This window comes from Nostoc sp. C057 (assembly GCF_013393925.1).
Taxonomy (GTDB): Bacteria; Cyanobacteriota; Cyanobacteriia; order Cyanobacteriales; family Nostocaceae; genus Nostoc; species Nostoc muscorum_A.
In genome coordinates this window covers 2,446,754-2,471,835 of the sequence record NZ_CP040281.1, presented here as the reverse complement: position 1 = coordinate 2,471,835, position 25,082 = coordinate 2,446,754, and the positions used below count along the sequence as shown (strand labels likewise).

General features: G+C 41.1%; 24 protein-coding genes. 11 read left to right on the top strand and 13 right to left on the bottom strand.

What is annotated here, in order from left to right:
• Positions 1-7 precede the first annotated feature (7 nt).
• The gene (locus FD724_RS10880; protein ID WP_179072638.1) at positions 8-2,947 is read left to right on the top strand and encodes an NHLP bacteriocin export ABC transporter permease/ATPase subunit; all 2,940 of its coding nucleotides are present in this window, start codon (positions 8-10) and stop codon (positions 2,945-2,947) included.
• Positions 2,948-3,189: 242 nt separating this feature from the next.
• Here FD724_RS10880 and FD724_RS10875 read toward each other — a convergent pair whose 3' ends face one another.
• The 4 genes from FD724_RS10875 to FD724_RS10860 form a co-directional block, all read right to left on the bottom strand.
• Positions 3,190-3,639, bottom strand: a complete 450-nt coding sequence (locus FD724_RS10875) for a hypothetical protein (protein WP_179072637.1) — start codon at positions 3,637-3,639, stop codon at positions 3,190-3,192.
• Positions 3,640-3,713: 74 nt separating this feature from the next.
• The gene (locus tag FD724_RS10870; RefSeq protein WP_179072636.1) at positions 3,714-4,034 is read right to left on the bottom strand and encodes a hypothetical protein; all 321 of its coding nucleotides are present in this window, start codon (positions 4,032-4,034) and stop codon (positions 3,714-3,716) included.
• A gap of 373 nt (positions 4,035-4,407) precedes the next feature.
• On the bottom strand, positions 4,408-6,624 hold the full coding sequence (locus tag FD724_RS10865) for a PAS domain S-box protein (protein WP_179072635.1): 2,217 nt from the start codon (positions 6,622-6,624) through the stop codon (positions 4,408-4,410).
• Complete coding sequence (locus tag FD724_RS10860) at positions 6,617-6,901, bottom strand: HAMP domain-containing histidine kinase (protein WP_179072634.1); 285 nt, start codon at positions 6,899-6,901, stop codon at positions 6,617-6,619. The genes FD724_RS10865 and FD724_RS10860 overlap by 8 nt, the downstream gene beginning before the upstream one ends.
• A 273-nt stretch (positions 6,902-7,174) precedes the next feature.
• Between FD724_RS10860 and FD724_RS10850 the strand changes: the two genes are divergently transcribed.
• The 3 genes from FD724_RS10850 to ctpC all read left to right on the top strand — a co-directional run bounded on the left by FD724_RS10850 (position 7,175) and on the right by ctpC (position 10,309).
• Positions 7,175-7,345: a hypothetical protein gene (locus FD724_RS10850; RefSeq protein WP_159402477.1), complete on the top strand. Its 171-nt coding sequence runs from the start codon at positions 7,175-7,177 to the stop codon at positions 7,343-7,345.
• Positions 7,346-7,513: 168 nt separating this feature from the next.
• Entirely contained in the window at positions 7,514-8,740 is a 1,227-nt protein-coding gene (ispG, locus tag FD724_RS10845; RefSeq protein ID WP_179072633.1) for a (E)-4-hydroxy-3-methylbut-2-enyl-diphosphate synthase, read from the top strand.
• A 285-nt stretch (positions 8,741-9,025) separates the two neighbouring features.
• Complete coding sequence (ctpC, locus tag FD724_RS10840; protein ID WP_114082576.1) at positions 9,026-10,309, top strand: carboxyl-terminal processing protease CtpC; 1,284 nt, start codon at positions 9,026-9,028, stop codon at positions 10,307-10,309.
• Positions 10,310-10,387: 78 nt separating this feature from the next.
• Here the strand turns inward: ctpC and FD724_RS10835 are convergent, their stop codons facing one another.
• Positions 10,388-10,582, bottom strand: a complete 195-nt coding sequence (locus tag FD724_RS10835; RefSeq protein WP_179072632.1) for a transposase — start codon at positions 10,580-10,582, stop codon at positions 10,388-10,390.
• Between the two features lie 422 nt (positions 10,583-11,004).
• Here FD724_RS10835 and FD724_RS10830 point away from each other — a divergent pair, with 422 nt between their 5' ends.
• Together FD724_RS10830 and FD724_RS10825 are read left to right on the top strand one after the other, a co-directional pair.
• On the top strand, positions 11,005-11,502 hold the full coding sequence (locus FD724_RS10830; protein WP_114082578.1) for a DUF6174 domain-containing protein: 498 nt from the start codon (positions 11,005-11,007) through the stop codon (positions 11,500-11,502).
• A 336-nt stretch (positions 11,503-11,838) separates the two neighbouring features.
• Positions 11,839-12,678 (top strand): DNA/RNA non-specific endonuclease, encoded by an 840-nt coding sequence (locus FD724_RS10825; RefSeq protein WP_179072631.1) that lies wholly within the window; start codon positions 11,839-11,841, stop codon positions 12,676-12,678.
• A gap of 219 nt (positions 12,679-12,897) precedes the next feature.
• On the opposite strand, the gene FD724_RS10820 is transcribed toward FD724_RS10825, so the two are convergent.
• Both FD724_RS10820 and FD724_RS10815 read right to left on the bottom strand, forming a co-directional pair.
• Positions 12,898-13,290: a nuclease A inhibitor family protein gene (locus FD724_RS10820; protein ID WP_179072630.1), complete on the bottom strand. Its 393-nt coding sequence runs from the start codon at positions 13,288-13,290 to the stop codon at positions 12,898-12,900.
• 116 nt (positions 13,291-13,406) lie between these two features.
• On the bottom strand, positions 13,407-14,303 hold the full coding sequence (locus FD724_RS10815; RefSeq protein WP_179075475.1) for a prohibitin family protein: 897 nt from the start codon (positions 14,301-14,303) through the stop codon (positions 13,407-13,409).
• A gap of 385 nt (positions 14,304-14,688) precedes the next feature.
• On the opposite strand from FD724_RS10815, the gene FD724_RS10810 reads away from it, so the two are divergent.
• Positions 14,689-15,474 (top strand): DUF4058 family protein, encoded by a 786-nt coding sequence (locus FD724_RS10810; RefSeq protein WP_179072629.1) that lies wholly within the window; start codon positions 14,689-14,691, stop codon positions 15,472-15,474.
• Here FD724_RS10810 and FD724_RS10805 read toward each other — a convergent pair.
• A complete protein-coding gene (locus tag FD724_RS10805; RefSeq protein ID WP_179072628.1) occupies positions 15,471-16,121 on the bottom strand; it encodes a Uma2 family endonuclease in 651 nt (216 codons plus the stop codon). The genes FD724_RS10810 and FD724_RS10805 overlap by 4 nt on opposite strands.
• Positions 16,122-16,310: 189 nt before the next feature.
• Here FD724_RS10805 and FD724_RS10800 point away from each other — a divergent pair, with 189 nt between their 5' ends.
• A complete protein-coding gene (locus FD724_RS10800) occupies positions 16,311-16,787 on the top strand; it encodes a hypothetical protein (protein WP_179072627.1) in 477 nt (158 codons plus the stop codon).
• 53 nt (positions 16,788-16,840) lie between these two features.
• Here the strand turns inward: FD724_RS10800 and FD724_RS10795 are convergent, their stop codons facing one another.
• Positions 16,841-18,889 (bottom strand): elongation factor G, encoded by a 2,049-nt coding sequence (locus tag FD724_RS10795; protein ID WP_179072626.1) that lies wholly within the window; start codon positions 18,887-18,889, stop codon positions 16,841-16,843.
• Positions 18,890-19,329: 440 nt separating this feature from the next.
• Between FD724_RS10795 and FD724_RS10790 the strand changes: the two genes are divergently transcribed.
• Positions 19,330-20,253, top strand: a complete 924-nt coding sequence (locus FD724_RS10790; protein ID WP_179072625.1) for a lipopolysaccharide assembly protein LapB — start codon at positions 19,330-19,332, stop codon at positions 20,251-20,253.
• Between the two features lie 87 nt (positions 20,254-20,340).
• A complete protein-coding gene (locus FD724_RS10785) occupies positions 20,341-20,889 on the top strand; it encodes a phosphate-starvation-inducible PsiE family protein (protein WP_179072624.1) in 549 nt (182 codons plus the stop codon).
• 648 nt (positions 20,890-21,537) lie between these two features.
• Here FD724_RS10785 and FD724_RS10780 read toward each other — a convergent pair.
• Both FD724_RS10780 and FD724_RS10775 read right to left on the bottom strand, forming a co-directional pair.
• Positions 21,538-22,266, bottom strand: a complete 729-nt coding sequence (locus FD724_RS10780) for a transposase (RefSeq protein ID WP_179071338.1) — start codon at positions 22,264-22,266, stop codon at positions 21,538-21,540.
• Positions 22,263-22,730 (bottom strand): hypothetical protein, encoded by a 468-nt coding sequence (locus tag FD724_RS10775; RefSeq protein WP_179071339.1) that lies wholly within the window; start codon positions 22,728-22,730, stop codon positions 22,263-22,265. The genes FD724_RS10780 and FD724_RS10775 overlap by 4 nt, the downstream gene beginning before the upstream one ends.
• 90 nt (positions 22,731-22,820) lie before the next feature.
• On the opposite strand from FD724_RS10775, the gene FD724_RS10770 reads away from it, so the two are divergent.
• Positions 22,821-23,060, top strand: a complete 240-nt coding sequence (locus FD724_RS10770; RefSeq protein WP_179072623.1) for a hypothetical protein — start codon at positions 22,821-22,823, stop codon at positions 23,058-23,060.
• Between the two features lie 97 nt (positions 23,061-23,157).
• On the opposite strand, the gene FD724_RS10765 is transcribed toward FD724_RS10770, so the two are convergent.
• Both FD724_RS10765 and FD724_RS10760 read right to left on the bottom strand, forming a co-directional pair.
• A complete protein-coding gene (locus FD724_RS10765) occupies positions 23,158-24,006 on the bottom strand; it encodes an Rpn family recombination-promoting nuclease/putative transposase (RefSeq protein WP_179072622.1) in 849 nt (282 codons plus the stop codon).
• 128 nt (positions 24,007-24,134) lie between these two features.
• On the bottom strand, positions 24,135-25,055 hold the full coding sequence (locus FD724_RS10760) for a methylenetetrahydrofolate reductase (RefSeq protein ID WP_179072621.1): 921 nt from the start codon (positions 25,053-25,055) through the stop codon (positions 24,135-24,137).
• Positions 25,056-25,082: the final 27 nt, after the last annotated feature.

Sequence of the window (25,082 nt, the reverse complement as noted above, 5' to 3'; positions counted from 1 at the left end):
TTTAGCAATGAGTAGCCCGCAGGTGAATCCTTCTTCTGAACTGTATTCCTTTCAGGCAAACGAACCAGTATTGTTAAATGACTCAGAAACACTCTGGATAGTGCAGTCTGGAACATTAGCTGTGTTTGCGACTGGAGTTATTGAAGGAGGCTGGAGGCTGGAGGAAGACCGCCCTGTACGTCCAGCTTTCCTTGATAACAGTTTACTAAGGCAGCAGCGCCGCTATCTGTTTCATGTCAACGCTGGAGAAGCATTGTTTAGTGCAGCTTTGTTACCGAAAGAAAGTAAGTGGAGTTTTGTCGCGATCGCAATTGAACCTACCCAATTATGCCAGATGTCAATGGTTGATTTGGTTCAGGGAATTGCAGAGGCTGACTCTCAAGCCATAAAGCTTTTAGAAGGTTGGGTAAATCATTTAAGTCAGTCTCTTAGTGCCCAGCAAACAGTTTTGACAACACCATTAAACATTGTGCAGACATCAGGACAGGATTTTTCATTATCCACTGGTGAGGCACTACATCTGTGGCAACAAACATTTGTGTGGGTGAAGTTGCAGCAAGGTAATGTTAGCTGGATGGGAGTTGAGAAACTAACGTTGAATCCCGCCTCGCCAGTTTTTCCCCTCACGAGTGCGATGTGGCTGGAGGCAGAAAATGCAGTTATTGGACAAGTATTAACAACCGCAGATTTACCAAGTTATGAAGAAATACCCAGTAGCTTAGTATGTTTACATACTTATTTTTTTCACTACTTGAGATTGCTAGCAAACAAGCAAGCAGAAGCAGAATTTCGGCAGTTTCAGCAAAGAGAGCAACTTAATCAGCAAGTAATTGAGGGCGCACTCTCTGACTTAGCAACAGTATTGCAACCACAGCAAGAAGCTGTATCTCAAGAGGGGCCGCCTCTATTGGTAGCAATGGGAGCAATTGGACGGACATTAGGAATTGAGATTCGTCCAGCCGCAGATAATTTTAATTCAATTAAAGACCCTGTGGCAGCGATCGCCCAATCATCGCAAATTCGTATCCGGCGTGTGACTTTGGCAAGTGGCTGGTGGCAGCAAGATCAAGGGCCGATGTTAGCTTATACCCAATTAGAAAAGCGCCCAGTAGCTTTGTTACCCACAGATAAGCGGGATTATGTGATCTTTGATCCAGTTGCGCGAACTCGCATCCCCGTAAATGAGGCAGTAGCAAAAACACTGACAACATCTGCCTACGTTCTGTATCGACCGTTGCCCCAAGTTGCACTCAAAGCCATCGATTTACTTCGGTTTGGGGTTAAAGGTTATGAAAAAGACATCGCTAGTATTTTAGTAGTGGGGCTACTGGGGACGATATTGGGAATGGTTGCACCACAAGCAACAGCAATTTTAATCAATAATGCTATTCCAGATAGCGATCGCGCTTTACTGTGGCAGATAGGATTGGTAATGTTTGCAGTCGCCTTTGGACAGCTAGCTTTTCAAATTGCCCAAAGTATTATTACCCTCCGAGTTGAAAGCGCCACTGATAGCGTATTGCAGCCAGCTATTTGGGATCGCCTGCTGAGATTAAGTCCGAGGTTTTTTCGTCAATATACTGCCGGAGACTTAGTTAACCGTGTCATGGCGGTGAGGGAAATTCATCAAAAACTGAGCGGTGCTACCCAAAAAACGTTGTTGAGTGGGGTTTTTGCCTTACTCAATTTAGTGTTGATGTTTATTTACAGCTGGCAATTAGCGCTGGTGGGAGTGGGTTTAGCAATCTTTGCTGCCGTGGTTACGACAGTTGCAAGTTTCCGCTTGGTAAAGAAATCCCGCGAACAGCAAGAACTCAATGGCGCGATTCAGGGACTCACTGTCCAACTAATCAACGGTGTTGCCAAACTGCGGGTAGCAATGGCAGAAGAACGGGCATTTGCGGCTTGGGCAAAAAAGTATAGCCAGCAAATCCGGCTAAAAGCGAATTGGCAACAGATTAAAGATGGTATGTCTGTATTCAATGAAGCACTACCCTTAGTCAGTTCTATATTGCTTTTCGGATTGGCGATGCTGTTGATCCAGCCACGCCTCACACTTGGTATATTTGTTGCTTTTAACTATGCCTTGACAATTTTCATCAAAGGGATAATTGACCTGAGCAATACTGTATCTGAGATTTGGGGGATTGTACCAATATGGGAACGGGCAAAACCGATTTGGCGATCGCAGCCTGAAGATGGCTCAACCAAAGTTAACCCTGGTCAATTAAGTGGTCGTATTGCCCTAGAAAGCGTGAGTTTTCGCTACTCAGAAAATGGCAACTTAATTCTCAATAATGTCAGTTTCCATGCTGAACCAGGAGAGTTTGTGGCGATTATTGGCCCTTCTGGAAGTGGTAAATCAACGATATTCCGGTTGTTGCTGGGATTTGAGACTCCACTAACAGGCAGTGTCTACTATGATGGCAAAGACTTAGCAGATTTGGAACTTCAGGCTGTACGCAGGCAGTTGGGAGTAGTATTGCAAAATGGCAAATTTGGGACTGGCTCAGTTTTTGATAATATCACCGCCGGAGCCTTGGTTTCTCTAGAAGAAGCTTGGGAAGCCGCACAGATGGCAGGTTTGGCTGATGATATCAAGCAAATGCCGATGGGGATGCATACTATCATTGCTGAAGGTGGTACCAATCTTTCTGGGGGACAACGGCAAAGATTATTGATTGCGCGATCGCTAGTTGCAAAGCCCAAAATTATTTTAATGGATGAGGCAACCAGCGCTCTGGATAATCGCACCCAGGCAATTGTGACTGAAAGTTTAGCCAAATTAAATGCTACCAGAGTGGTGATTGCCCATCGCCTCAGTACAATTCGTCATGCAGACCGCATTTATGTTCTTGATGCAGGTAATGTAGTGCAGATGGGTAATTTCTCAAAATTGATTGCAGAAGAAGGGTTATTTGCCCGACTTGTAGTTCGGCAGTCATAACACCTTTTATTCTTAAGACAATACAATCATTGCTATGCTGATTGATTGCCGCCACAAACAAATTGTATAAACCTAAGTAAGTGGGCGTAAATAATTTTCGTTGGGATAAAGCAACAGGCAATAGGCAATCAATATTTGTCGATTTTTGGGGAAAATGCAAAGAGAAAGGGGGTAAAGAAAAAACCTTTACCCCAATAGTTCATTTAACAATTTTTGGTTTTAAGTCAGGTTAAAATTAGTGTCTAAAACTCATCCGATAAAACTACTTTTAATTTGGTGTTAAGCTTTGGTGCAAAACCACTTCCTTCAGCTACATAAGTAATTGCTCCTCCAGCTTCTAAAACAGCAGGGCCACCACAGGCTTTAATTAAATCAACACCGTTCTTCACCTTAATATCTTGACAACCAAATTCAAGTCCATTTGGGCCAGTAATTTGAATCTTATTGATTGTTCCAGTTTCACCTGCTGGTAAAAAAAGTTTAGCAGAGCGAATAACTGTTGTCGCTGGCAAAGGTGTTGTTGTTGTGTCAATACTGAACTTGCCTCCAGTAATTGCCGCTTTTTCCGTGATAATTAAAGTAGCAAGGGTGCTTGGTGCTGCTATCGCCTCTGTAGAGAAACAGAAAATCAGAAATGATAGAGCAAATGCTAAAATTTTGGTCAAGCGCATGGACTTCTTGAGTGAATTCATAATCATTTTTTGTTGAACCTGTAATTTTTAATGCCAGCTAGAGGAAATATTGTCTCCATCGCTGTACTCAAAAGCTACGATATCAACCAAAAAACGTATTTAATAGTACCCTTGAGGGTACCATTAGGCTGAGTTGTCGTTTTATGGCAGCTTCGATTTTTCCTATCTTCCCTACGAAGCGCTGTTCGCGTCCGCTTGAATACCGTCGTCAGTGCGATCGCTTTTTTCCAAAATTCAAGCATCCCCCCAAACTGCCATCTAGCTCTCGTTTGGGCAATTAGACGGAAAAATGACCACTCCAGCTTGATTGGGGCGGCCACTTTACCCGAATTTCTCACGTATTGTGTGGTTCGGGTGGGGAGTGTGGGAGGTGTGGGAGGCAATGCAGCGTTCATTGATGTGCAGTTATTCAATTCCTCCTCTTTCTCCCCACACTCCCCACACCCCCCACACTCACGCTCATTTCTCACTTGTGAGAAATCCAGGTTTAAACTATAATCGCGTACCCGCCCACCGCAGGCGATCGCAAACCTAATTAAAAAACAATACAGTTTAGTTAAACATTTCTTCCTTCTCTCTGTGTTCTCTGCGCCTCTGTGGTTAGTTAAAAAAATTGACTTTCACAAAGGTTTTTCAGCAAAAGCGATCGCATTTTATTTAATTCACTCCAAATTAAAAACTAAATTGATTAATATAAAACTCATATTTGATTCTTGAAAAAATTCCGTATAGCTCAAAGAGGCTTCTTGACTATTGCCTATTGCCTATCTAATGCCGAATTGGAATTTTAATCACAAACTCTGTTCCTTGACCTAGTTTTGAGTAACACTCCAATTTACCACCATGTTTTTCGGTAATAATTTGATAACTAATAGACATTCCCATACCTGTTCCCTTACCCACAGGCTTGGTGGTAAAAAATGGATTAAAAACCTGCTTTTCAACTCCTTCTGGCATCCCTAAACCATTGTCGGCAATCGCGATTTTGACCCAATGAGAATCTCTTAACGTGCTATGAATGGTAATTGTGGGTGGAGAAACTTCATTGTCTGTTTTTTGTTCTAAGGCATCAATAGCATTTGCAAAAATATTCATAAACACCTGATTCAGTTGTCCGGCGTAGCATTCTACTAAAGGTAAGCTGCCGTAGTTTTTGATGACATTAATTTCGGGAAATTCTGGTTTTTCTTTGAGGCGATGTTGCAAAATCATTAAGGTACTGTCTATGCCTTCGTGAATATCTACAGCTTTAAACTCGGCTTCATCCATGCGCGAGAAAGTACGCAGTGACAGGACAATCTGACGGATGCGTTGAGTTCCCACTTTCATTGAATTCAAGATTTTTGGTAAATCTTTCTGAATGTATTCCAGATCAATTTCTTGGCATAAAGTCAGCAGTGGGTTGAGTCGCTCTGCTAATGCGTAGCTTGCTTCACCAGAGTAGCAATTACCGTTCTGAAATTCTGGCGGGTTAATGATTTGATATGAGTTAATTAACCGTAATAAATCTTGAGTATGTTCTTCAAGATGGCTGAGATTACCGTGGATAAAATTGACAGGGTTATTGATTTCATGGGCGACTCCGGCCACAAGTTGACCCAGACTAGACATTTTTTCTGCCTGAATCATTTGTGCTTGGGTACGTTGGAGTTCTTGAAGAGTTTGGGCTAAATCTTCTGCGTGTTGTCTAAGCCGGGCTTCGATTTGTTGGCGATCGCGGATATCACGGGCAATAGTTGAGAAGAATTCTATTTCGCCTTGTTCATTTTTGTGGGCAATCAGCACTTGGGAAACTGGAAACTCTTCACCATTGCGACAGCGAAATATAGATTCTCCAGACCAAATCCCTTCTCGAACTACGGTAGGTATTATTTCATTCTGGAATTTTTCTAATATTGATAGTCCTGTAACCTCGCTAATATGAAATTTGTTTGTTTCTGATGCTGGAATTTCTAAAATCTTCTGCCCTGCTTTGTTTAGATAGCAATTATTTCCATCTACATCAGCCATACCGACGATATCAGTTGTGGCTTCTAAAATAGTTAGCAGTCTTCGTTGCTCTTGTTCAGCAAGTTTACGTTCGCTAATATCTCGCACTACCGAAAGTGCATGGGGTTTGCCATTGTAGTTAAAGAGTTTGCCTGTAACTTCTATATCAAAATAAGTGCCATCTTTGCGAATATCTACAGCCTGAGTGTGAAATTCACCCCCCATCTTGATTGTGTTGATGAATTCCGCAAATTGCTGAAAAGAATCGGGATGGATGAAATCTGTAGGACTTAAGTGGAAAAATTCTGCTTGAGAATAGCCATGCATCTGACAAAAAGCGGGATTGGCAGCGACAATCTTACCTGTATCTAAATCAACAACACTGATGCCATCATTCACAGTCTCAAAAATGCTGCGATATTGATCTTCTTGTTGACTTAAGGTTGCCTCAGCTGCTTTGCGTAAACGAAGCTCATTGTAGACATTACTAATATCCCTAGCTACACAAACAACAGTGTCCTCGGTCATTGGCGCAATACTCGCCTCAAACCAAACTTCTTGATCGCCAATGGGCAAGCTATATTCGATTTTGAAAGTTTTCTTGGTTTCTAGTGCCTGTTGAATGCAGTTGAGAAAAGAGTCTGCAAAAGCAGAAGGTAAAACCTCGTGCATGGTTTTACCTATTAGTTCGGCAGGCGGTTGGTATAGTAAAGGCGCACTGCTAGGAGCAATTTTGAGGTAACGTCCTTCGGCATCAAGCATGAGAATCACATCTGGTATGGCGTTAAATAATGCTAGTAATTCTGCTTGAGAAGCCTTGAAGGTTAGTTCTGCTTGGCAATTACTTTCTAATAGTTGTTTTGATTCTCTAAGTTTCTGTTCTAATTGGGCGATTTCTGCACTGAATTCTGTGGTGGATTTTGCCAGTTGTTGCTGTAACTGAGCATTTTGCTGACGAAGAAAAAGTATTTCTTGCTCGAATTCTGTGTTATGCATTACTTGTTTCTCCTGCTGACTGTTGAACTGGAATTAATATCTCAAATTCCGTACCTAGCCCTGGAGAAGAGTTGCATTGGATCGAACCACTATTTTTTTCCACTATAATTTTTCGATCGATCGCTAAAAACTCTTCTAAATACCCGACATATCGCCTCCGATCCAAACCAAAATCATCTTTGAGGGAAAAGTCAGTTTCTCGATACTCTCGATAAACTAGGGTTCTCGAACCATTGGAGATTTCTTCAGTTACGTGGTATCCAGGAATACTAACCATCTACTAAATATTGAAGGCTTTCATATTTAGTCTTCCCAAATGGCTAACGCCAGTTCTATCTCAGGTAGTAATCATTATTTGGGCAGGGTGCAGGGGGCGAAACTCTTTCTGATGCGTGGCCATTCAAAGCAACGTGCAATCTAGACTATACTAAACGCGGCTATTACATGAGTATGACCGAGATTAATCCAAATCGAATTGTACCCAAGGGGACAATCATCGATTTTGACGAACTGCACGATCGCGATCGCTTCGGTAAGCCGTAGTTGCGATATGCCAAAGGCATTAAGCTTACAAAGGTCAAAATCAGTTATCTTGATAAAGTATCAAACGTATTGGTACATCGCTACACAACTATCACAACAGCGAAAATATACCAGACAAATAATTACTGCCATTGTTAGTAGTACTTATAACTCAGTAAAAGAGCGATCGCGTCGTTAAACCTCACTAACACTGCTCTGTTAGAAAAGTTTTTAATTCTTTGCCTGACTCAATTCTCCAATTTTTTCTACATAATCCTCCAAAAGATCCCCTAGCTGTGGCAATCTGGGAAACAGAGATTTATCAAATCTGATATTTTTAGCTACTGTAAATTTACCCGATCAGGTTATGCAAACTCTGCCCATAGTAGATACTTCAAATACTGCATCAAGTCAACCTATCTTTGATACGACTATCAAGCGGCGTAAAACCCGTCCCGTAAAGGTAGGAAATGTCACCATTGGCGGTGGCTACCCCGTTGTAGTGCAGTCAATGATTAACGAAGACACCCTTGATATTGATGGTTCCGTAGCTGGTATTCGTCGTCTGCACGAAATTGGCTGCGAAATTGTCCGTGTTACAGTGCCGAGTATGGCTCATGCTAAAGCTTTAGCAGAAATTAAACAAAAATTAATAAAAACTTACCAAGACGTGCCAGTTGTGGCTGATGTCCATCATAATGGGCTAAAAATCGCACTGGAAGTCTCCAAGCACATAGAAAAAGTACGGATTAATCCGGGGTTGTATGTCTTTGAAAAGCCCAACGTCAATCGAACCGAGTATACTCAATCCGAATTTGACGAAATTGGCGATAAAATCCGCGAAACTCTAGAACCTTTAGTAGTTTCTTTGCGAGATCAAGGTAAATCAATGCGAATTGGGGTAAATCACGGTTCCCTCGCCGAGAGGATGCTATTTACCTACGGTGACACCCCAGAAGGAATGGTGGAATCTGCCATAGAATTCATTCGCATTTGTGAATCCTTGGATTTCCGCAACTTGGTAATTTCCATGAAAGCTTCACGAGTACCTGTGATGCTAGCCGCCTATCGCCTGATTGCCAAGCGCATGGATGAACTGGGTATGGATTATCCGCTACATTTAGGCGTTACCGAAGCTGGTGATGGCGAATATGGACGAATTAAATCTACGGCTGGTATTGCTACCTTACTTGCTGATGGCATTGGCGATACAATTCGCGTTTCACTCACAGAAGCACCAGAAAAAGAGATTCCCGTCTGTTACAGCATTCTCCAAGCTTTGGGATTGCGAAAAACGATGGTGGAATACGTCGCTTGTCCTTCTTGTGGGCGTACTTTGTTTAATCTAGAAGAAGTGTTACACAAAGTTCGGGAAGCCACTAAACACCTGACTGGGTTAGACATAGCAGTTATGGGTTGCATTGTCAACGGCCCCGGCGAAATGGCAGATGCCGACTATGGTTATGTTGGAAAAACACCTGGTTACATTTCCTTATATCGTGGCCGAGAAGAAATTAAAAAAGTCCCAGAAGACAAAGGTGTAGAGGAACTAATTAACCTCATTAAGGCAGATGAACGCTGGGTAGAACCTTAAGGGGAGCAGAGAGGGACTTGGGGACAAGGGGCAGGGGGACAAGGGGACAAGGGGACAAGAGGTGAGAATTTGAAACAAGTCTTTCCCCTTGTCCCCAATTCTCCTTGTCCCCAAGTCCTCTTGCCCAATCCCCAATCTTAAAACTTTTGTATTGATAACGACCAAGGTCGCCGGATTGTCAAGTATTTTGTTTAAATTAAGAATACATACTCGATCTGTACAGTGGAAGCCTGTGTTAGATTGAGCATACTGACTATATATTTTCCCTCTGACGCAGCTGTCATTATGGTGATTACAAAAAGTAGGCTTGTTTTGGGTGCTACGGCGGTGACACTCTCCACGATCGCAGTTACTAGCCTTGGCATTCACTCGCGAGGTCAGGCTTTATTTAAAGCAAGTCCCAAAGAAATAGTAGATGAAGTTTGGCAAATTGTTCAACGCCAATATGTAGACGGTACTTTCAATCAGGTAGATTGGCAGGCTGTTCGTAAGGAGTATTTAAGCAAGTCCTACAGTAATCCCCAGGATGCTTATAAGTCTATTCGGGAAATGCTGAAAAAGCTGGAAGACCCATACACCCGGTTTATGGACCCAGCAGAATTCAAAAATATGCAAGTGGACACTTCTGGAGAATTGATCGGGATTGGGATCACTATCAGTCAAGATGAAAAAACTAAGCAACTGGTTGTAATTGCGCCAATCGAAGACACACCAGCATTTAAAGCTGGTGTTTTGGCAAAAGATGTCATCCTCAAAATCGACAACAAAAGCACCAAGGGGATGGATACTAATCAAGCAGTATCCCTAATTCGAGGTGAAGCCGGAACGCAAGTTAGCCTAACGATTCAGCGCGACGGTCAGGTAAAACAATTAGACATCAAACGGGCGCGGATTGAAATTCATCCAGTTAAATATTCCCAAAAACAAACTCCAGCAGGTAATCTTGGCTACATTCGCCTGAACCAGTTCAGCGCTAATGCTGGTAAAGAAATGCAAACAGCTATCAAGGATTTAGAAAGCAAAAAGGTAGCTGGATATATTCTGGATTTACGTGGTAATCCTGGTGGCTTACTGTTCTCCAGTGTAGACATTGCCCGGATGTGGATAAATAAAGGTAAGATTGTCTCCACCGTTGAACGCCAAGGAGAGGCAGAAAAAGAAGAGGCAAACGGACGCGCCTTAACGGATAAACCTTTGGTGGTGCTGGTAGATAAAGGTTCAGCCAGTGCGAGTGAAATCCTTTCAGGGGCTTTGAAGGACAACAAGCGTGCTACTTTGGTTGGTACTCAAACCTTTGGTAAGGGACTCGTGCAATCGGTACGTCCCTTAGAAGATGGCTCAGGATTGGCGGTAACAATTGCTCATTACTATACCCCTAATGGTACGGATATTAATCACAAAGGTATTAATCCAGATGTGAAGGTAGAGTTGACCAAAGAGCAGATGCAGGAATTATGGCTCCATGAACGCGATAAACTCGCTACCCTACAAGACCCACAATTCGCTAAAGCAGTGGAAGTGATAGGTAAAAAGATTGCTGCTAAGGGCACAGCCACAGCAGAAAAATGAAGAGTTAAGAATAAAGTTAGGAGTTAGGAGTGAGTAGTAAGGATTTAGGAATAAAAACCATCATTTCTAACTCCTAACTTAAACTGGTTGGCACTTTCCAGCCCTAATAAGTCCAACACGCCGAGCGATCGCTTCTCCTTGCGAACTAAAAGGCCCCCACTGTTCTATAGTTTCTTTAATCTCTAAATTATCGTCGCCAATTTTGTCGCTGGGGACGATTTCGCAATTACCAGCAGAATGCTTGACAATATACCAAGTTTGTAATTCATTCATGCTTGAAACAAAAAATCTGTTTTTTACAGTAAAGATTTTACAGCATAGAGAAAAGATTTTCGTACATCTGCGATCGCATCGAAGTTAATTTCTAAGGTCATTTGGACATGATTTAGACATTGGCTCTAACAGTGTCAAATTTTATGTACTCAGAGTTTTTGATTTTATTTTGGTGCGTTGCGTAGTTTACCACCGCAGGCATCACTTATCCTAAATTTCAAGTCAAATTATTTCTACCACAGCTAGGCAATATTATTTTTCCATAGAATTAATTTACAAGCGATAAATGCGCTGGGAAGCAATCCTCAAATTTGTTATTTGATCTTGGTTAAGTATAGATAGATTTTAATCAAAAGATAAAGTCTATTTAAACAAGTACATGAATTAATGTATATAGCACTTTTGAAATTAAATGAATTGATATGCGTTTACCTATAATTATCAGTGCCGGATTATTGCTATCTTTCGGTCTTAACCTACCAGTAATGTCAAAATCTCCCATAGAGATAGCACAATCGTCAACTAAAAATAATAATTTGGATGTAAGACGATTAAAATTTAATCGCTATTTGTGGAATCAGCAAAATATTTCCAACTATCGCTATACATTTAGTAATGGATGCTTTTGTATACCAGACGCTAGGGGGCCAGTAGTCATTGAAGTCCGTAATGGTCAAACAACTTCCATCACTTCTGTAGCTACAGGTCAAGCAGTTAATCCAGAATTCTTTCAAAACTACAAAACAATTCCTAAGCTGTTTAATGTGATTCAAGATGCTATCAACCGTCAAGCCTACAGCCTGAATGTGAGTTACAGCCCTAAATTCGGGTATCCAACCAAAATTGAGATAGATTACAACAGTCAGATAGCTGATGAAGAAATATATCTCACAATTGAGAATTTTCAGGAAATTAAATAGCCGCCAGTGAACCATAAAATTAGAGATTAAGGCGATCGAGTGCGTAGCTTTCCATCGCAGGCATCGCCCTAATTTATGGTGTGAATAAAATTTTCTTTAAGAAAAAAGATTGGCATTGCTAATTAGATGTATAAATATTGGTGTAGAGATGCAAAATTTTAAGCCATCACTCATCATGAAAGCCGGTTTTTTAATTGTTAACTCTTACGAATAAAAATTTTTAGCTATTGTGTCACTACATATTTATCATTAAAAAATATTTTTTTTGTATCACTGAATACTTGATATTGAAACGAAGAACTTGGACACTGTTTTGGTAATCAAAAGCACAAAAACGTGAAAAAAATCAAGATTTTCAAGTTTCTACTGCCATTTTTAACGGTGGCTTTATTCATAATTGGGTTAGCACAGATTGTACCAGCCCAGTCATCAGTAAGTGTTCACCTAACTCTTGGCAACCCTAGCAACGCTGGAACTTCTAGCCAAAATAACTACTTGCTGGTAAAACCACAATATGTAATTGGTTATAACTGCTCAATAGGTAGACCAAATTGGGTATCTTGGCAGTTAAATAGTAGTTGGTTAGGTAGCACACCAAGGCAAGATACTTTTCGGGCTGATACAACACTTCCTTCAGGGTGTTATCAAGTTCAATCTACCGATTTTAGCGGAAGTGGGTTTGATCGCGGTCACATGACACCTAGCGCTGACAGAACTAGTAGTGTTACTAATAATTCTGCCACCTTTTTGATGAGTAATATGATTGCTCAAGCCCCAGATAACAATCAGGGAATTTGGGCAAACTTAGAGGATTATGCCAGAACTTTAGTCGGACAGGGTAAAGAACTTTACATCATATCTGGTGGATATGGGATGGGTGGTACTGGTTCTAACGGAACGTTCTATACAATAGCTAATGGACGGGTTCAAGTCCCAAACAGAACTTGGAAAATTATTGTTGTATTGAATACTCCTGGTTCAGGTCTTGCGGGCGTGACAACCAGCACGAGAGTCATTGCTGTCAATATTCCCAACGCCCAAGGCGTGCGGACAGCGAATTGGAGAAACTATCGGGTTAGCGTTGACTCATTAGAATCTCTAACTGGATACAATTTTCTCTCGCAAGTTTCAACATCTATTCAGTCTGTCATAGAAGCGCAAGTAGATAATTTATAAGTTTGGATGATTTCATAAATGAGAAAGCCTAGCTGCACAGATGGCTAGGCTTTTATTTAAATAAATTTCCAAACTGTTTAAGTCAGTCGGTGGGAATAAATCAAACTAGATTAAGTAATGTAAAAATATTGATATCAGTTCGTAGCGTTCGCGTAGCGTCTCGTAGAGAGGACTAAAGTCCTCACTACAAACCTTGAATTATTAACGCTGCTCTCTTTACTAGGTTTCAACCAGTTTTGTTACTACTCCAGCTAAGTCACCGTCTTGAGTTTGTCCGATGATATAAGCGTCAATATTTATTTGTCCAATACGATAAACGCTGATGTCACTAAGATTATCTTTTAGTGCCTGCATAAGTGTTTGAAATCTTTTAACATCTTTTTTCTGTAATTCATTGTGCCACTCTTGCTCAAATGCACAATTACGAAAGAAATAGTCCAACTCTACTACTTCGACTGGCAGGTTTTGAGAACCTGTTAGTTGTAATATTTTCTCTTGTGTTGCAGGTGCAGCACCTTCCCATTGAACAACCTCGAAAGGGTAATCCGACTCGCTCATCATTAACAAGCCAGTACTAGCTTCCTTGAGTTTTTCGACAATCTCGCCGCTCATAGTCATCAGTTTCTAGCAACGCTCATACTGTATCATTCAGCCAGTAGCAAGGAGGGAAGCCGAAAGAGAGATATGTAGGAGGAAGCAACGCCGCAGCGATCGCTAATCAGAAAATTTTAGGGTCTTGAAGTTCCTGCTTCTGGCTGGATCAAAATAGGCGCTCCACCTTTTTCAGAACCAATAATTACAATTTTAGAATTATTTGATTGAGCTAGCTTTTCTGTGGCTTCAATCGCTCGTAATTGTAGCACTTGGTTGGTAAGTCCAACGGAGATAATTTTTTGAGAATCAGCTATGCCTTGAGCTTCAATACGCTTTCGTTCTGCCTCTTGACGTTCTTTCTCTAAAACAAATTTCATTTGCTGGTTTTCTTGCTCTGTCTTGAGTTTGTTTTGAATTGCAACTTGTAGAATATCAGGCATTTTGACGTTTCGTAAAAGAGCTTCCTCAACGATGAAACCCAAAGTGGGTATCTCCTGGGTGAGTTGTTGGTCAATTTTTTGGGCGATTTCTTGACGTTTGGTAGAGTAAATAGCACTGGCTGGGTAGTTTGCAGTGATAGCGCGAACGGTAGAGCGGAATCTGGAAATTACCAGTTGTGTTTCATCAGTTCCAATGGTTTTATATACTGTGGCTGCTTTCTGGGGATCGAGTTTGTACTGAAGACTGACATCAAGATTTAAACTCAAACCTTCTTGGGTTGTTACATCTATGTTTTCCTTGAGATCCTTAATGCGAGTGGAAAAATTCAACACTTTGTTAAAGGGGTTCAATAAGTGGACACCAGGGTTAAGAGTGCTTTCGGAAACCTCACCAAATAAGTTGACTACACCAATATTGCCTGGTGGGACAATCACCAAAAGTCTAGAAATAGAATTTAGTATTGCAATACTGCTAATCAATATCGTAATTGTGCGTATTGCTAAACGTGACTTTTCGCCAGAGATCCTACTTGTATTGAGATAAACGAGGATTCCAATCAGGCTAGTTAGAAGAGAGATTATAAAGCCCATGAGTTTTTCTGTGTGGTTAAGACGGATATACTTAATCACATAATTCCCAGATGCTTTTATGAAACTTTCGCTCAAGGGCAGCAAGCTATAAATTTTGCAGAATTAATTCCTAAAACTCAGTACTGAGTGCTTGATGCTTGCACTGAGGTATTTGCCCCATTTATTGTGGGCGGAACTCTTTTGTCATTGAGAAGGTTGATACCCAATACTTCTCGGTTAAGGGGAAAAGGGGAAAGAAAAAACCTTTAACCTTTTCCCCAAACCCAATTCCGAGTTAAAAATGCTTTACCCGATCAGTATTGGGTTGATACCCCTTTTAACTCATTAATCTTCATGGCAGCCCAGATTGTTAGGATAAACAGTAAGAATATTGTTTACCAAGCTTATGCCTTCACCGTTTCCAGGGATGAACCCCTACTTAGAAAATCCCGAATACTGGGCTGAAGTTCACAGTCGGTTGATAATTGCGATCGCAGATGTAATTGCTCCTCAACTACGACCCAAATATCGAGTAGCGGTTGAGAAACGAGTATATCAAATGACAGATGAAAATTCTATTCTAGTTGGTATTCCTGATGTGGTTGTCGGACGTTCTTTAACAAACACAGAAAAAGAAGCGTCTAATATTGCGATCGCAGCACCGCTTACAAAACCAATAACTGTCAATCTTCCTATTCTAGAAGAAGTGCGAGAAGGATACCTAGAAGTTCGAGAAGTAGCAACCGGAGAAGTTGTCACAGTAATTGAAATTTTATCACCAAAAAATAAGCGAACTGGTGAAGGAAGAAAGGCATACGAAAGTAAACGTCAGCAAGTATTAGGTAGCTTGACTCATCTAATAGAAATAGACTTGTTGCGTGGCGGCGAACCCATGCCAATTTTAGGTAATCAAATAAAGTCAGACTATCGTATTTTGGTAAGTCGGAGTGAATATCGCCCTAAAGCAGAATTATATCCATTTGGACTACAAGAGCAGATTCCCACTTTTTTGTTACCTCTACGTCAGGGTGATACAGAACCATTATTAGACTTACAAGCATTAATACACGGCGTATACGATCGCGCCGGATTTGATTTGGTTATAGATTATAGTGGTGAACCAATTCCGCCCCTTGGAGAAGTTTATTTGGCTTGGGTGAGTGAGTTGTTAAAAGAGCAGTCGTTACGTTAAGTTTGAGTAATTTCCTCTTTTACCCATTGCCTAAATACTCTAAGCGTTGGACTTCTACCTAAAGTTTGACTCTGTTCGACAAACCGGGGAATTACTTCAACAATGGGCAAGTTGGGAAAAGTAGAACTAATTTCCGACTCAATATATTTGCCATCCTGAAGAATATTAATTTGTAGCTTACTATTTTCATATCGCCACAGTTCAGGAACTCCCAATGCTTCGTAAGCATCAAGTTGAGTTTTAGAAGTAACATCAACTTCAATTGCTAAATCAGGTGGCGGATCAACTGTTAAATCTATTCGTTCTTTACCAATCATTTGAGCATGATTTTGAATGTAGAAAGAATCATCAGGCTCTACACCAAAAGCCATATCTTCACGTTTAAAGGTGGTTGAGCCAAATGTCTCACAGTCAATCTCTAACTCCTCCAGCAGAATTTTCACCAAATCCCCAATGATGACTTTGGCTTTTTCATGCTTCGGTAATGGCATTCTCATCTCCAAAGTTCCGTGGCTGTAAGCCAACCGAGTGGCTCGATGGTCGCCAAGTTCTTCTAAAATCGCCTCAAATTCTTGCCAGCTAACATCGTGGAGTATTACTCTATGTCCCGGTGGAACACTTAATTGTCGCAATTGAAGTGTTACCATTACTCACCATTAAAATTTCATGTTTTAGCTTGCAAAAGCCAATATCTAACTATCCTAGCAAGAAATAATCTTGGACTGTCAAACTTTTTATTTATGATATGTGCAAAAACAACTTTTTGTTGCTTTAGCGATATTTTAGGGAAAACTATAACTGTAGCTTGTCTATTACAACAAGATTGAAAAATAGTTATGGATTTAAATGGATTAATTTGGACTAAAAACGTAAAACCTTTAAATGGTGAATCTTGGGCTTATCCTGATTACAGAATACCTACTATACATCCAGGCTTAAAAATTTTTGCTTTACATTGGAGAAATTTAAGAGGTAGAGACAAAATAAATGCCAAGACTCCAGAAGAAGGTGAACTGATTATTTTAAGACAACGTGGCAAAGTAACGCACATTGTTCAAATGCTGAATAACCAGCTTTATCCTGATAAAAATCCTGAAGATGAATTTAATATTTATCGTCTTGTTCAAGTAGTTTGGATGACTGATAACTGGGATAATCCTCCAGAAAACGACAAAGTATTTGTTTGTCCTATTCATTTTCCTGCATTTGGAAAAGCAATAAAATTGGAAAAAATACGAGCATTCCGAGAATATTGGAGTACACAAGAATTAACATTTAAACAGCACGTTCAAAGTGTATTAAATATTCACTAACAAATATCCCTGCACCTTTAAGTGCAGGGCATTGATTTTAGAGAAATCCAAAATTACTTACCGTTGCCATTACCACTATTGCCATTGCTGTGAATGACGCGTTCAGCAAGTTTTTCCGGCACTTCCTGGAGATGGTCATATTCCCAGTGGAAGGAACCAACGCCGAGAGTGAGCGATCGCAGTTCTACAATAAAGTTTTGCATCTCTGCTTGTGGTAAGTATGCCGAAACATTATCCCAGCCTTGCCAATCGTTTCTGCCTTCATAGCCTAAAATTTGCCCCCGTCTACCACTCAACAGTTGCAGCACCTTGGAGGTAAATTCGCTCGGTGTAGTCACTTCCACCCGCAGAATTGGTTCTAACAGGGTAGGTTCTGCTTGGGGTATCCCCGTTTGCATTGCTAATCGCGCAGCTTGCTTAAAGGCTTGTTCGGAACTGTCAACATTGTGATACGAACCATTAGTCAAAGTTACCGCCAAATCCACTATTGGGAAGCCCAAAGGCCCATGTGTAAGAAATTCCCGCACGCCCATTTCCACCCCAGGAATGTACTGTTTGGGAACCACGCCGCCGACAATGGTTTCATTAAAGTTGAAACCTGTACCGCGTGGTAGGGGTTTGATATCGAGAAAAACATCACCAAACTGTCCATGACCACCGCTTTGGTGCTTGTAGCGTCCATGAACTGAAGCCACCGTTTTGCGGATGGTTTCTTTGTAAGGCACTTGCGGTAAATGGGTTGTCATCGGCAAGTTATATTTGCGGCGCAGTCTGTCTAAGGTAACTTGTAAATGAATCTCACCTTGACCCCACAGAATTACTTCGTGAGTATCGCCGTGTTGTTCCCAAGCAAGTGAACAGTCTTCTTCTAATAACTTGGTAATGGCACTGCTGAGTTTCACTTCATCGTTACGCTTTTCTGGTGTAATGGCGAGGGCATACACAGGTTCTAACTGTGTAGCTTTGGGTAATTCTATTGCAGACTGTTGTTCTATAGAGATTGTATCGCCTGTTTTGATTCCTTCTAAACGGCTCAATGCAACAATTTCACCAGCATTAGCTTGGTTAACAAACTGCTGTTGTTGTCCCATGAGGCGGTAAATTCCACCAGTACGAATGCCATTGAGGACAATGCCATCAGTTAATTTACCCCGCCAAACACGCACGAGAGAGAGTTTGCCGCCTTGGGGAGTGTAGTAAGTTTTTAATACCTGTGCTAAAGGTGTATCACCTTTTAAGTTTTTTAAGCGACGTTCTGCTGTAGTTTCTGGTTCGGGTGCTTCCCGTAACAAAGCTTCTAATAGAGGTCTAACACCATAATCTTGTTCTGCCACACCAAAGAAAACGGGGACTACTAAATCTGCCCCTAATTCCATTTTTAAATCTTTGAGGATTTCCTCTTGGGGTGGTTCGATATCTTCTAAAAGTTCTTCAAGTAAATGATCGTCAAAATTTGCTAAAGCTTCAAGCATTTCTGCCCGTGCTTCATGTTCTTCTTCTTTTAAATTTTCGGGGAAGGGAATGGGGTCAGCAGGTGCGCCTGGATGATATTTATATGCCTGTTCGCTCACCATATCGATAAAGCCGGTGAGTTGTTCCCCGTTCATGATGGGATATTGATGCGCTACCAGGGGACGGCTAGATACTGCTTTGAGGGCGTGTAACGTTTCTAAAACGTGAATATTTGCCCGATCCATTTTGTTGACGAAGACGAGGTGGGGAATTTCCCAATCGTCGAGGAATTTAAATAGAGGGGCGAGGGTGAGGACGCGATCGCGGATGGGTTCGCAAACTACAATTGCCGCATCCACTCCGATTAAAGCATTGTACGTTTCTTGGGCAAATTCTACGCTTCCCGGACAGTCAATAAAAGTGAAGCAAATGCCGTTATACTCAGTGCTAGCGGCGCTGACTTCTACACTCATGTGGCGATCGCGCGACTCGGCAGAACTATCTCCTACTGTATTGCTGTCTTTAACGCTGCCTTTACGAGAAATTGCCCCTGTGACAAATAACAAGCTTTCTAGTAAAGTGGTTTTTCCACTTAAATAAGGCCCGACAATTGCAACATTCCGCGAACCCGATTTTACTTTTTCGTTCATAAAATCCTCCTTGCGGTAAGTCTTTTATAACCGCATGATTCTGTATATATCAAGGGTTGAAGAAGAATCCAGCTATTCTGAATGGGCTAAACCTTAGCTATCCGCTAACAGGATTCATAAATCTTGACATTAGCGAGTCTGCGAACGTCTTAAACCGATTTATTCATCCACCAGTCGTACAAAATTCATTCTGAATTCTGAATTCTGGCTCCTGACTCCTGAATTCTATTTGAAAAAAATTGTTCTCTGGAGTCAAAATTACCCCTTCTTTAATTTGTTATTATCCTTCTTTTAATCGAAAGTTAAAAAAATTGTAGCCTGTCGTAAGATTTAGCTTAATAAAAGTTAATCTTAGTAAAGATTAATAGCGAATCTAAAATTTTTGTAAATAACTTTTTATGAAGTAAATTTAACTGAAAGTGTTGCGAATCAGAAAATCAATGAGATTATCATTTTCTAAATATCCCATAGCAGGGTTAGTCAGTTTGACTTTGTTGGTTGTTAGCATTCCCTCCCCTTCTCTTTCTCTCTCTGGGTCTGTCCCTTCAAAGCTGGCACAATCTAATGGGAAAACAGCCATAGACTGGCTAAACCAAGGTTTACAGGCAATTCAGGCGGGCAAAGTAAAAGATGCGATCGCAGCCTTTAAACAAGCAGCCAAGTTAGATCCAACATTAGCACCAGCGTACTATAATTTAGGGCTAGCATACCGACAAACAGGACAATTACAACCCTCCGCGGACGCATTTTATCGAGCAACGCAAGCCGATCCGAAATTTGCTCCAGCTTTTGCTAATTTAGGTGGTGCGCTATTAGAAGGCAATAATTTACAGTTAGCTAACGATTATTTGCAACGAGCGTTAGAACTCGATCCAAAATTGGGATTTGCCCACTATAATTTTGGGTTAGTAAGAGAGCAACAAGGAGATTGTGAGAAAGCGATCGCATCTTTTAAAAAAGCCATAGAATATAGCAAAAATGCACCGGAGCCTCCTTACCATATAGGGATGTGTTATCTTCAACAAGGCAAACTCGCTCAAGCAAGGGATGCCTTTAATCAGGCAGTAAAAATTAATCCGAAATATCCAGAAGCTTACTACAATCTCGGTTCAATTTGGTTTCAGCAAAACAAGTTACAAGAAGCATTAGAGGCTTTTAGAAAATCAGCCGAAGCTAACTCTAACTATCCCAATGCTTATTATGGTGCAGGGTTAGTTTTTATGCAGTTACAGCAATATGGGGATGCAGTACAAGTATTGCAATTTGCTAGAGATTTATATAATACTCAGAAGAATCCTCAGTGGGCGAAAAATGCCGAGCAATTGTTGCAACAAGCACAAAATTTAAATTACAAACCTCGCTGAGGCGCAAACGCTTAATATTGCATAACATAAAACTATTGGGCTGACTCGCTGGTGTTGTCTGAACTTGTCCCGATTGGAAAAATGTACATGCAAAAGCGCCAGAAAAGTCGATTTTTATTTAGCGATCGCTGGCTTGATCGGCACTCAATTGTTCGCAACATGGAAGCCTTTCAAGACTTAATTGTGATTGTCTTGTGTTTAGGTTTATTCGCCGTCATGCTGATCCAATTATGGGGGATAGCGATCGCCATCACGCAGCCACTAGACTATAAACACGTGACTGCAAAAATACTATTTGTGTTAATTTTAGTCGAGTTATTTCGGCTATTAATGGTCTACTTGCAAGAACATAGTATCTCTGTGGGAGTAGCAGTTGAGGTAACAATTGTATCCCTACTACGAGAAATAGTAGTTCATGGAGCGCTGGAAATTTCTTGGGTTAATACGCTTGCAATTTGTGGTTTGTTATTTGTTCTGGGTGGACTACTCGTAGTCTGTGCTAAAACTCCACACATGGATTGTATGAGCGCTAACACTAAGTTTTGTCCGGTTGTGTATAGAGGAGGTAGGGAACGGCAAAATGATTTGGAATTCCAGTATTCACGTCAATGTGATGAAAATAAACCGCTTGACTAAATTCTAATGAAAATAGGGAGTGGGGAGATGAGGTAGAATTTTTTCCCTTGTCTGTCCTATCTCCTGATTTATATGTTGACTAATAAAATATCCTCTTAGATGTGTAGAGCAGGGCGAACGCACGGGATTTCTGAAACCCTTGCTGGGCAAGGATCTTGATGAAAAAATAGGCTAAATTAAAAAACGCCAAAACCCTTGCTATTAAAGGATTCTTATACTTTAGATGCGTTTGCCCTGATGTGTAGAGCCAGTAAAACTCCAACTTGCTGCTTACGACTTGCTTATTTCTGAGTTTCAAATCTAATTCTTTAGCAGTATAGCAATTCTATTTGATTGGTGAGAATTGGAACCCGCAGATCCCCGACTTATTTAATAAGTCAGGGATCTTATTTTTTGCGTACCAGTAAAGGAAAAACGAGATTGAATAAGGCTGAGGTAATTGGAAAGCGATGTCTACGACGGGCTACGCCTACGCACTGAATACTATAACCTACACTCGCAAGGTACTTCCGACGTATTGAAATATACTCTTTTTGGAAGATGAATCGCTCTTTAAGGGTGAGTATAAAGTTAATTAGAAATTCTAAAAGAGGATCAAGCAATGGCTACAAATACAGGTAAGGGATTTGCAAGAAAATAAGATACCAATTAAACGGGGAAAATTGTGATATCCCATTTAGGTAGAGTTTCGGAAGGTTGCCAGAAGGTTTGGTAGTGTTCTAACTCTTGTGAGAGAACCTTGATTCCTTTTTCATAGGTTGCTTCAACACGGTGAACAATGGGTGCAATCCCTTTCCAAGTCATATTGGAAGCCCACTTGATGGCAACTTCAATCGAATCCAGAATTGCGCCATTCCAATAGTTCTCTAGGGCTGCCCAACACCTCTCTATGGGATTGTACTTGCTATGGTACGGAGGATAGTAAATCAGTCGGATTCTTAAATTAATTGCTTGAGACAGTTCAACCATACGTTTGATAAACTGTGTGCGGTTACTGCGAGTTGCTGCACCACCATCAAGGTCAATTACCCATTCATCATAATCTTGGTAATCGTGTTGATTCTCATACCACCAAGCAGTTAAACAATCGACAATAAAATCACTGGTTTCAGCCGACTGACCTAAGTAAATCGTAAGCTTTTCACTGTGTGTGTTGAGAATGCCAAAAGGAACTAAGACTGCCTCCCACTGTGTATCGTGGTCATCCGCAGCTTTTGCTTCCAGTGTCCGAGCTTTACCACCTCTGGAAAGATTGCCAATCTTCACCTTGGCTTTAGTATCGATAGAGACTCGCAACGATTTGGGATTCTCATCCGATGCCTGATTTTCCTGAAACACATTGTCGAAAATGGCATCTGTTTGCGGAATCTTTTTCAAGGGCTTTGTTTTTTGTGTTTTTTTAGGCGATACCCCAAGCTATTAAGAATCTTCCCCAGAGTTTGACGAGACGGCAATTGACTGTGGTCATAACCTATTTCACTGATTAATGCTTCTCGTACCGCTCTGGCACTGATACGAGCATATAGAAAGGTCGATTGAAATTTTGGAGCTTGGGCTTGAGCATCTACCAAAGAACAAATATCTGCTTCTAAATTGGGCAGAATCTCAACACTATTATGTCGTCCCCTTGCATGATAGTTATCCACACAGACTATCCCTGTCCGCCGTTCATGCAAGCCAAGTTGTACACAGGAGCGATTCCATCCTAAAACTGTTTCTGCAATGCGTGCTGAACTATCGAAGTAATCTTCAGTAACTTTTGCCATGAAGTCTCTTTTACAGCTGCCAGTTAGTTTCTTGGCTGCATCTTTGAAGGTAGATTTTATGGTGTCGGTAAGCATGAACCCTGTGATTCCAATTCTAGAAATTCAGAGCAAACGCGGGCAGATCCGCGCCTCCTATTCTTCTAGAATGACTGGTATTTTATTTTCTTGCAAGCCCCTAACGGACAGTCTCAAACAGCGATTAGCGACTTGGAGTATGATTTTGTCACCGTTTTGCACAACAAAGCTGAAGCCGTTAAAGCCTACGATGCCTACATCAAAGATGCAGAGCAAGTAGGTTCTCAGCCTTGTGTAGAGTTGTTCCAAAAATTGCGCCAATCTGATATTGAACACGCACAAGAGATTCGCCAACATCTACAACAAGTGCTGCAACACGGTAAGATGTAACCCAGTTTTTTAACTGATATCTTGCACACTTTGCTTAAGAAATATATAGCACGGTGTTTCCAGAGATAAAGCGCAATACTCAGACAATCGCCCACTATCAGCCAGACTGATTCTGGGCTACTTGCTGTACTTGCGCCACCGTTAAATCGAGAGCCACCGCCACTTGTTCCACACTCAACCCCAATGCCAATAACCGGGGAATAGCTTCTAACTTAGCTTCCTGTTTACCTTCCTGTCTACCTTCCTGTCTACCTTCCTGTCTACCTTCTTGTCTACCTTCCTCCAAGCCATCTTGCTTGATAGATTGATACATCCTTGTTTTTTTGAATTCGTCGTCTATACCCAACATTTCTGCTAACTCCTCTCGGCTTAACCGGGTAAATTTGTACAACAGGATAGTCTCTATCAATTCTACAATTTGCTTCCTGGTTGCTTCATCCGCTAGCTGTTGCCTTGCTTGTAAAATTAATTCTCTACCTTTGTCAACGGCTGTCTCTTCCCTTTCGATGATTAATTTAACGATCGCAACTTGAAGTGAGTTCTCCGCCGTATCCAATTCATCTAGATAAATGCGTTGCACTTGTGAACTGTTTAGCAGCGATTGATACGGTAGTTGATCGCTTGGATCTAAACTTCGTTGTGGATAGATGACGACAGCACGCCAAAAATTGACTGATTCGTTTTGACGCAAATAAAGAAAGATTTCGGCAAAGAAGCGTCTATAAAAAGTCGGGTATAATTGAAACTGGACTTCAACAAAATAGAGTGGTTGATTTGTGGTTTCACTTGTGGGCATGAATACCCCATCAATCCTAAAAGCCGTTTCTTTTAGTTCGACTGAAACAAATTGATATGCGTTGACGTTGACAGTATTATCGCCAATTATTGCAAAAAATATGCTAGGGAAAGATTGAAATAAGCTATAAAATATTTTGTCAGTTTGCACTTGGATTTAGTCAAGCGGAAATTGGATATTCAAAGTTTATCAAAAATCGTGTATGCACGTCTGATTACGCATCAAAAAAAGCAGATAGTCACAATCATCTGCTTTAATAAAAAAATCCATTATCTCATTTACTTAGATACCAACTGATTAACTGGAGAAATCCCAGCCAAATCCAAAATTGGTGCGATCGCATCTTCCCGCTTTACTGCCATCAGATGGACACCTTGACACAATTGCCGTGCTATCTGCACTTGTTCTGCGGCAATTTTTATCCCTTCCTCAAAAGGCTCTTTGGCTTTTGCCAATCTATCAATAATATGTTGGGGAATATTGACACCCGGAACACATCTATTAATAAACTGGGCATTTTTTGCCGATTTCAACAGAAAAATTCCTGCCAAAATCGGTTTTTTATAGCCAGAGGCAATGGTATCCATAAACTTTTCTAGGCATTCAAAATCGGTAATCAACTGACTTTGAAAAAATTGCGCTCCGGCTTCGATTTTTCGTTCAAATCGACTTTGTAAACCCGACCAACTTTTACATTGCGGATCTACTGCTGCACCAACAAATAAATCTAGCGCTCCATCAGTCAAAGGTTTTTCGTTGTAATCAACGCCTTGATTCATCTTTCGAATTAGTTGCAGCAGTCGCACCGCTTCTAAGTCAAACACTGCTTTAGCATCTGGATGATCGCCTGCTTTTACTGGGTCGCCAGTCAAAGCTAAAATATTACGGATACCTAAAGCATGAGCGCCCATTAAATCAGCTTGTAAAGCAATGCGGTTGCGATCGCGGCAAGCAACTTGACAAATTGGCTCTACACCATTTTGTGACAAAATCACCGACGCGATTAACGAAGACATCCGTAACACTGCGCGGCTACCATCAGTAACATTGACAGCATGAACCCTTCCCTTAAGAGTCGCCGCCATTTGAATCATGTGCGCTGGATTTCCCCCTTTCGGGGGTGCTACCTCGGCGGTAACTAGAAATTCACCTGCTTGTACAGCTCTGCGAAAGGCTGTGTGGCTATGGGTGTGATACATAAAATTAAGAATTTCAATTTCTTAAAT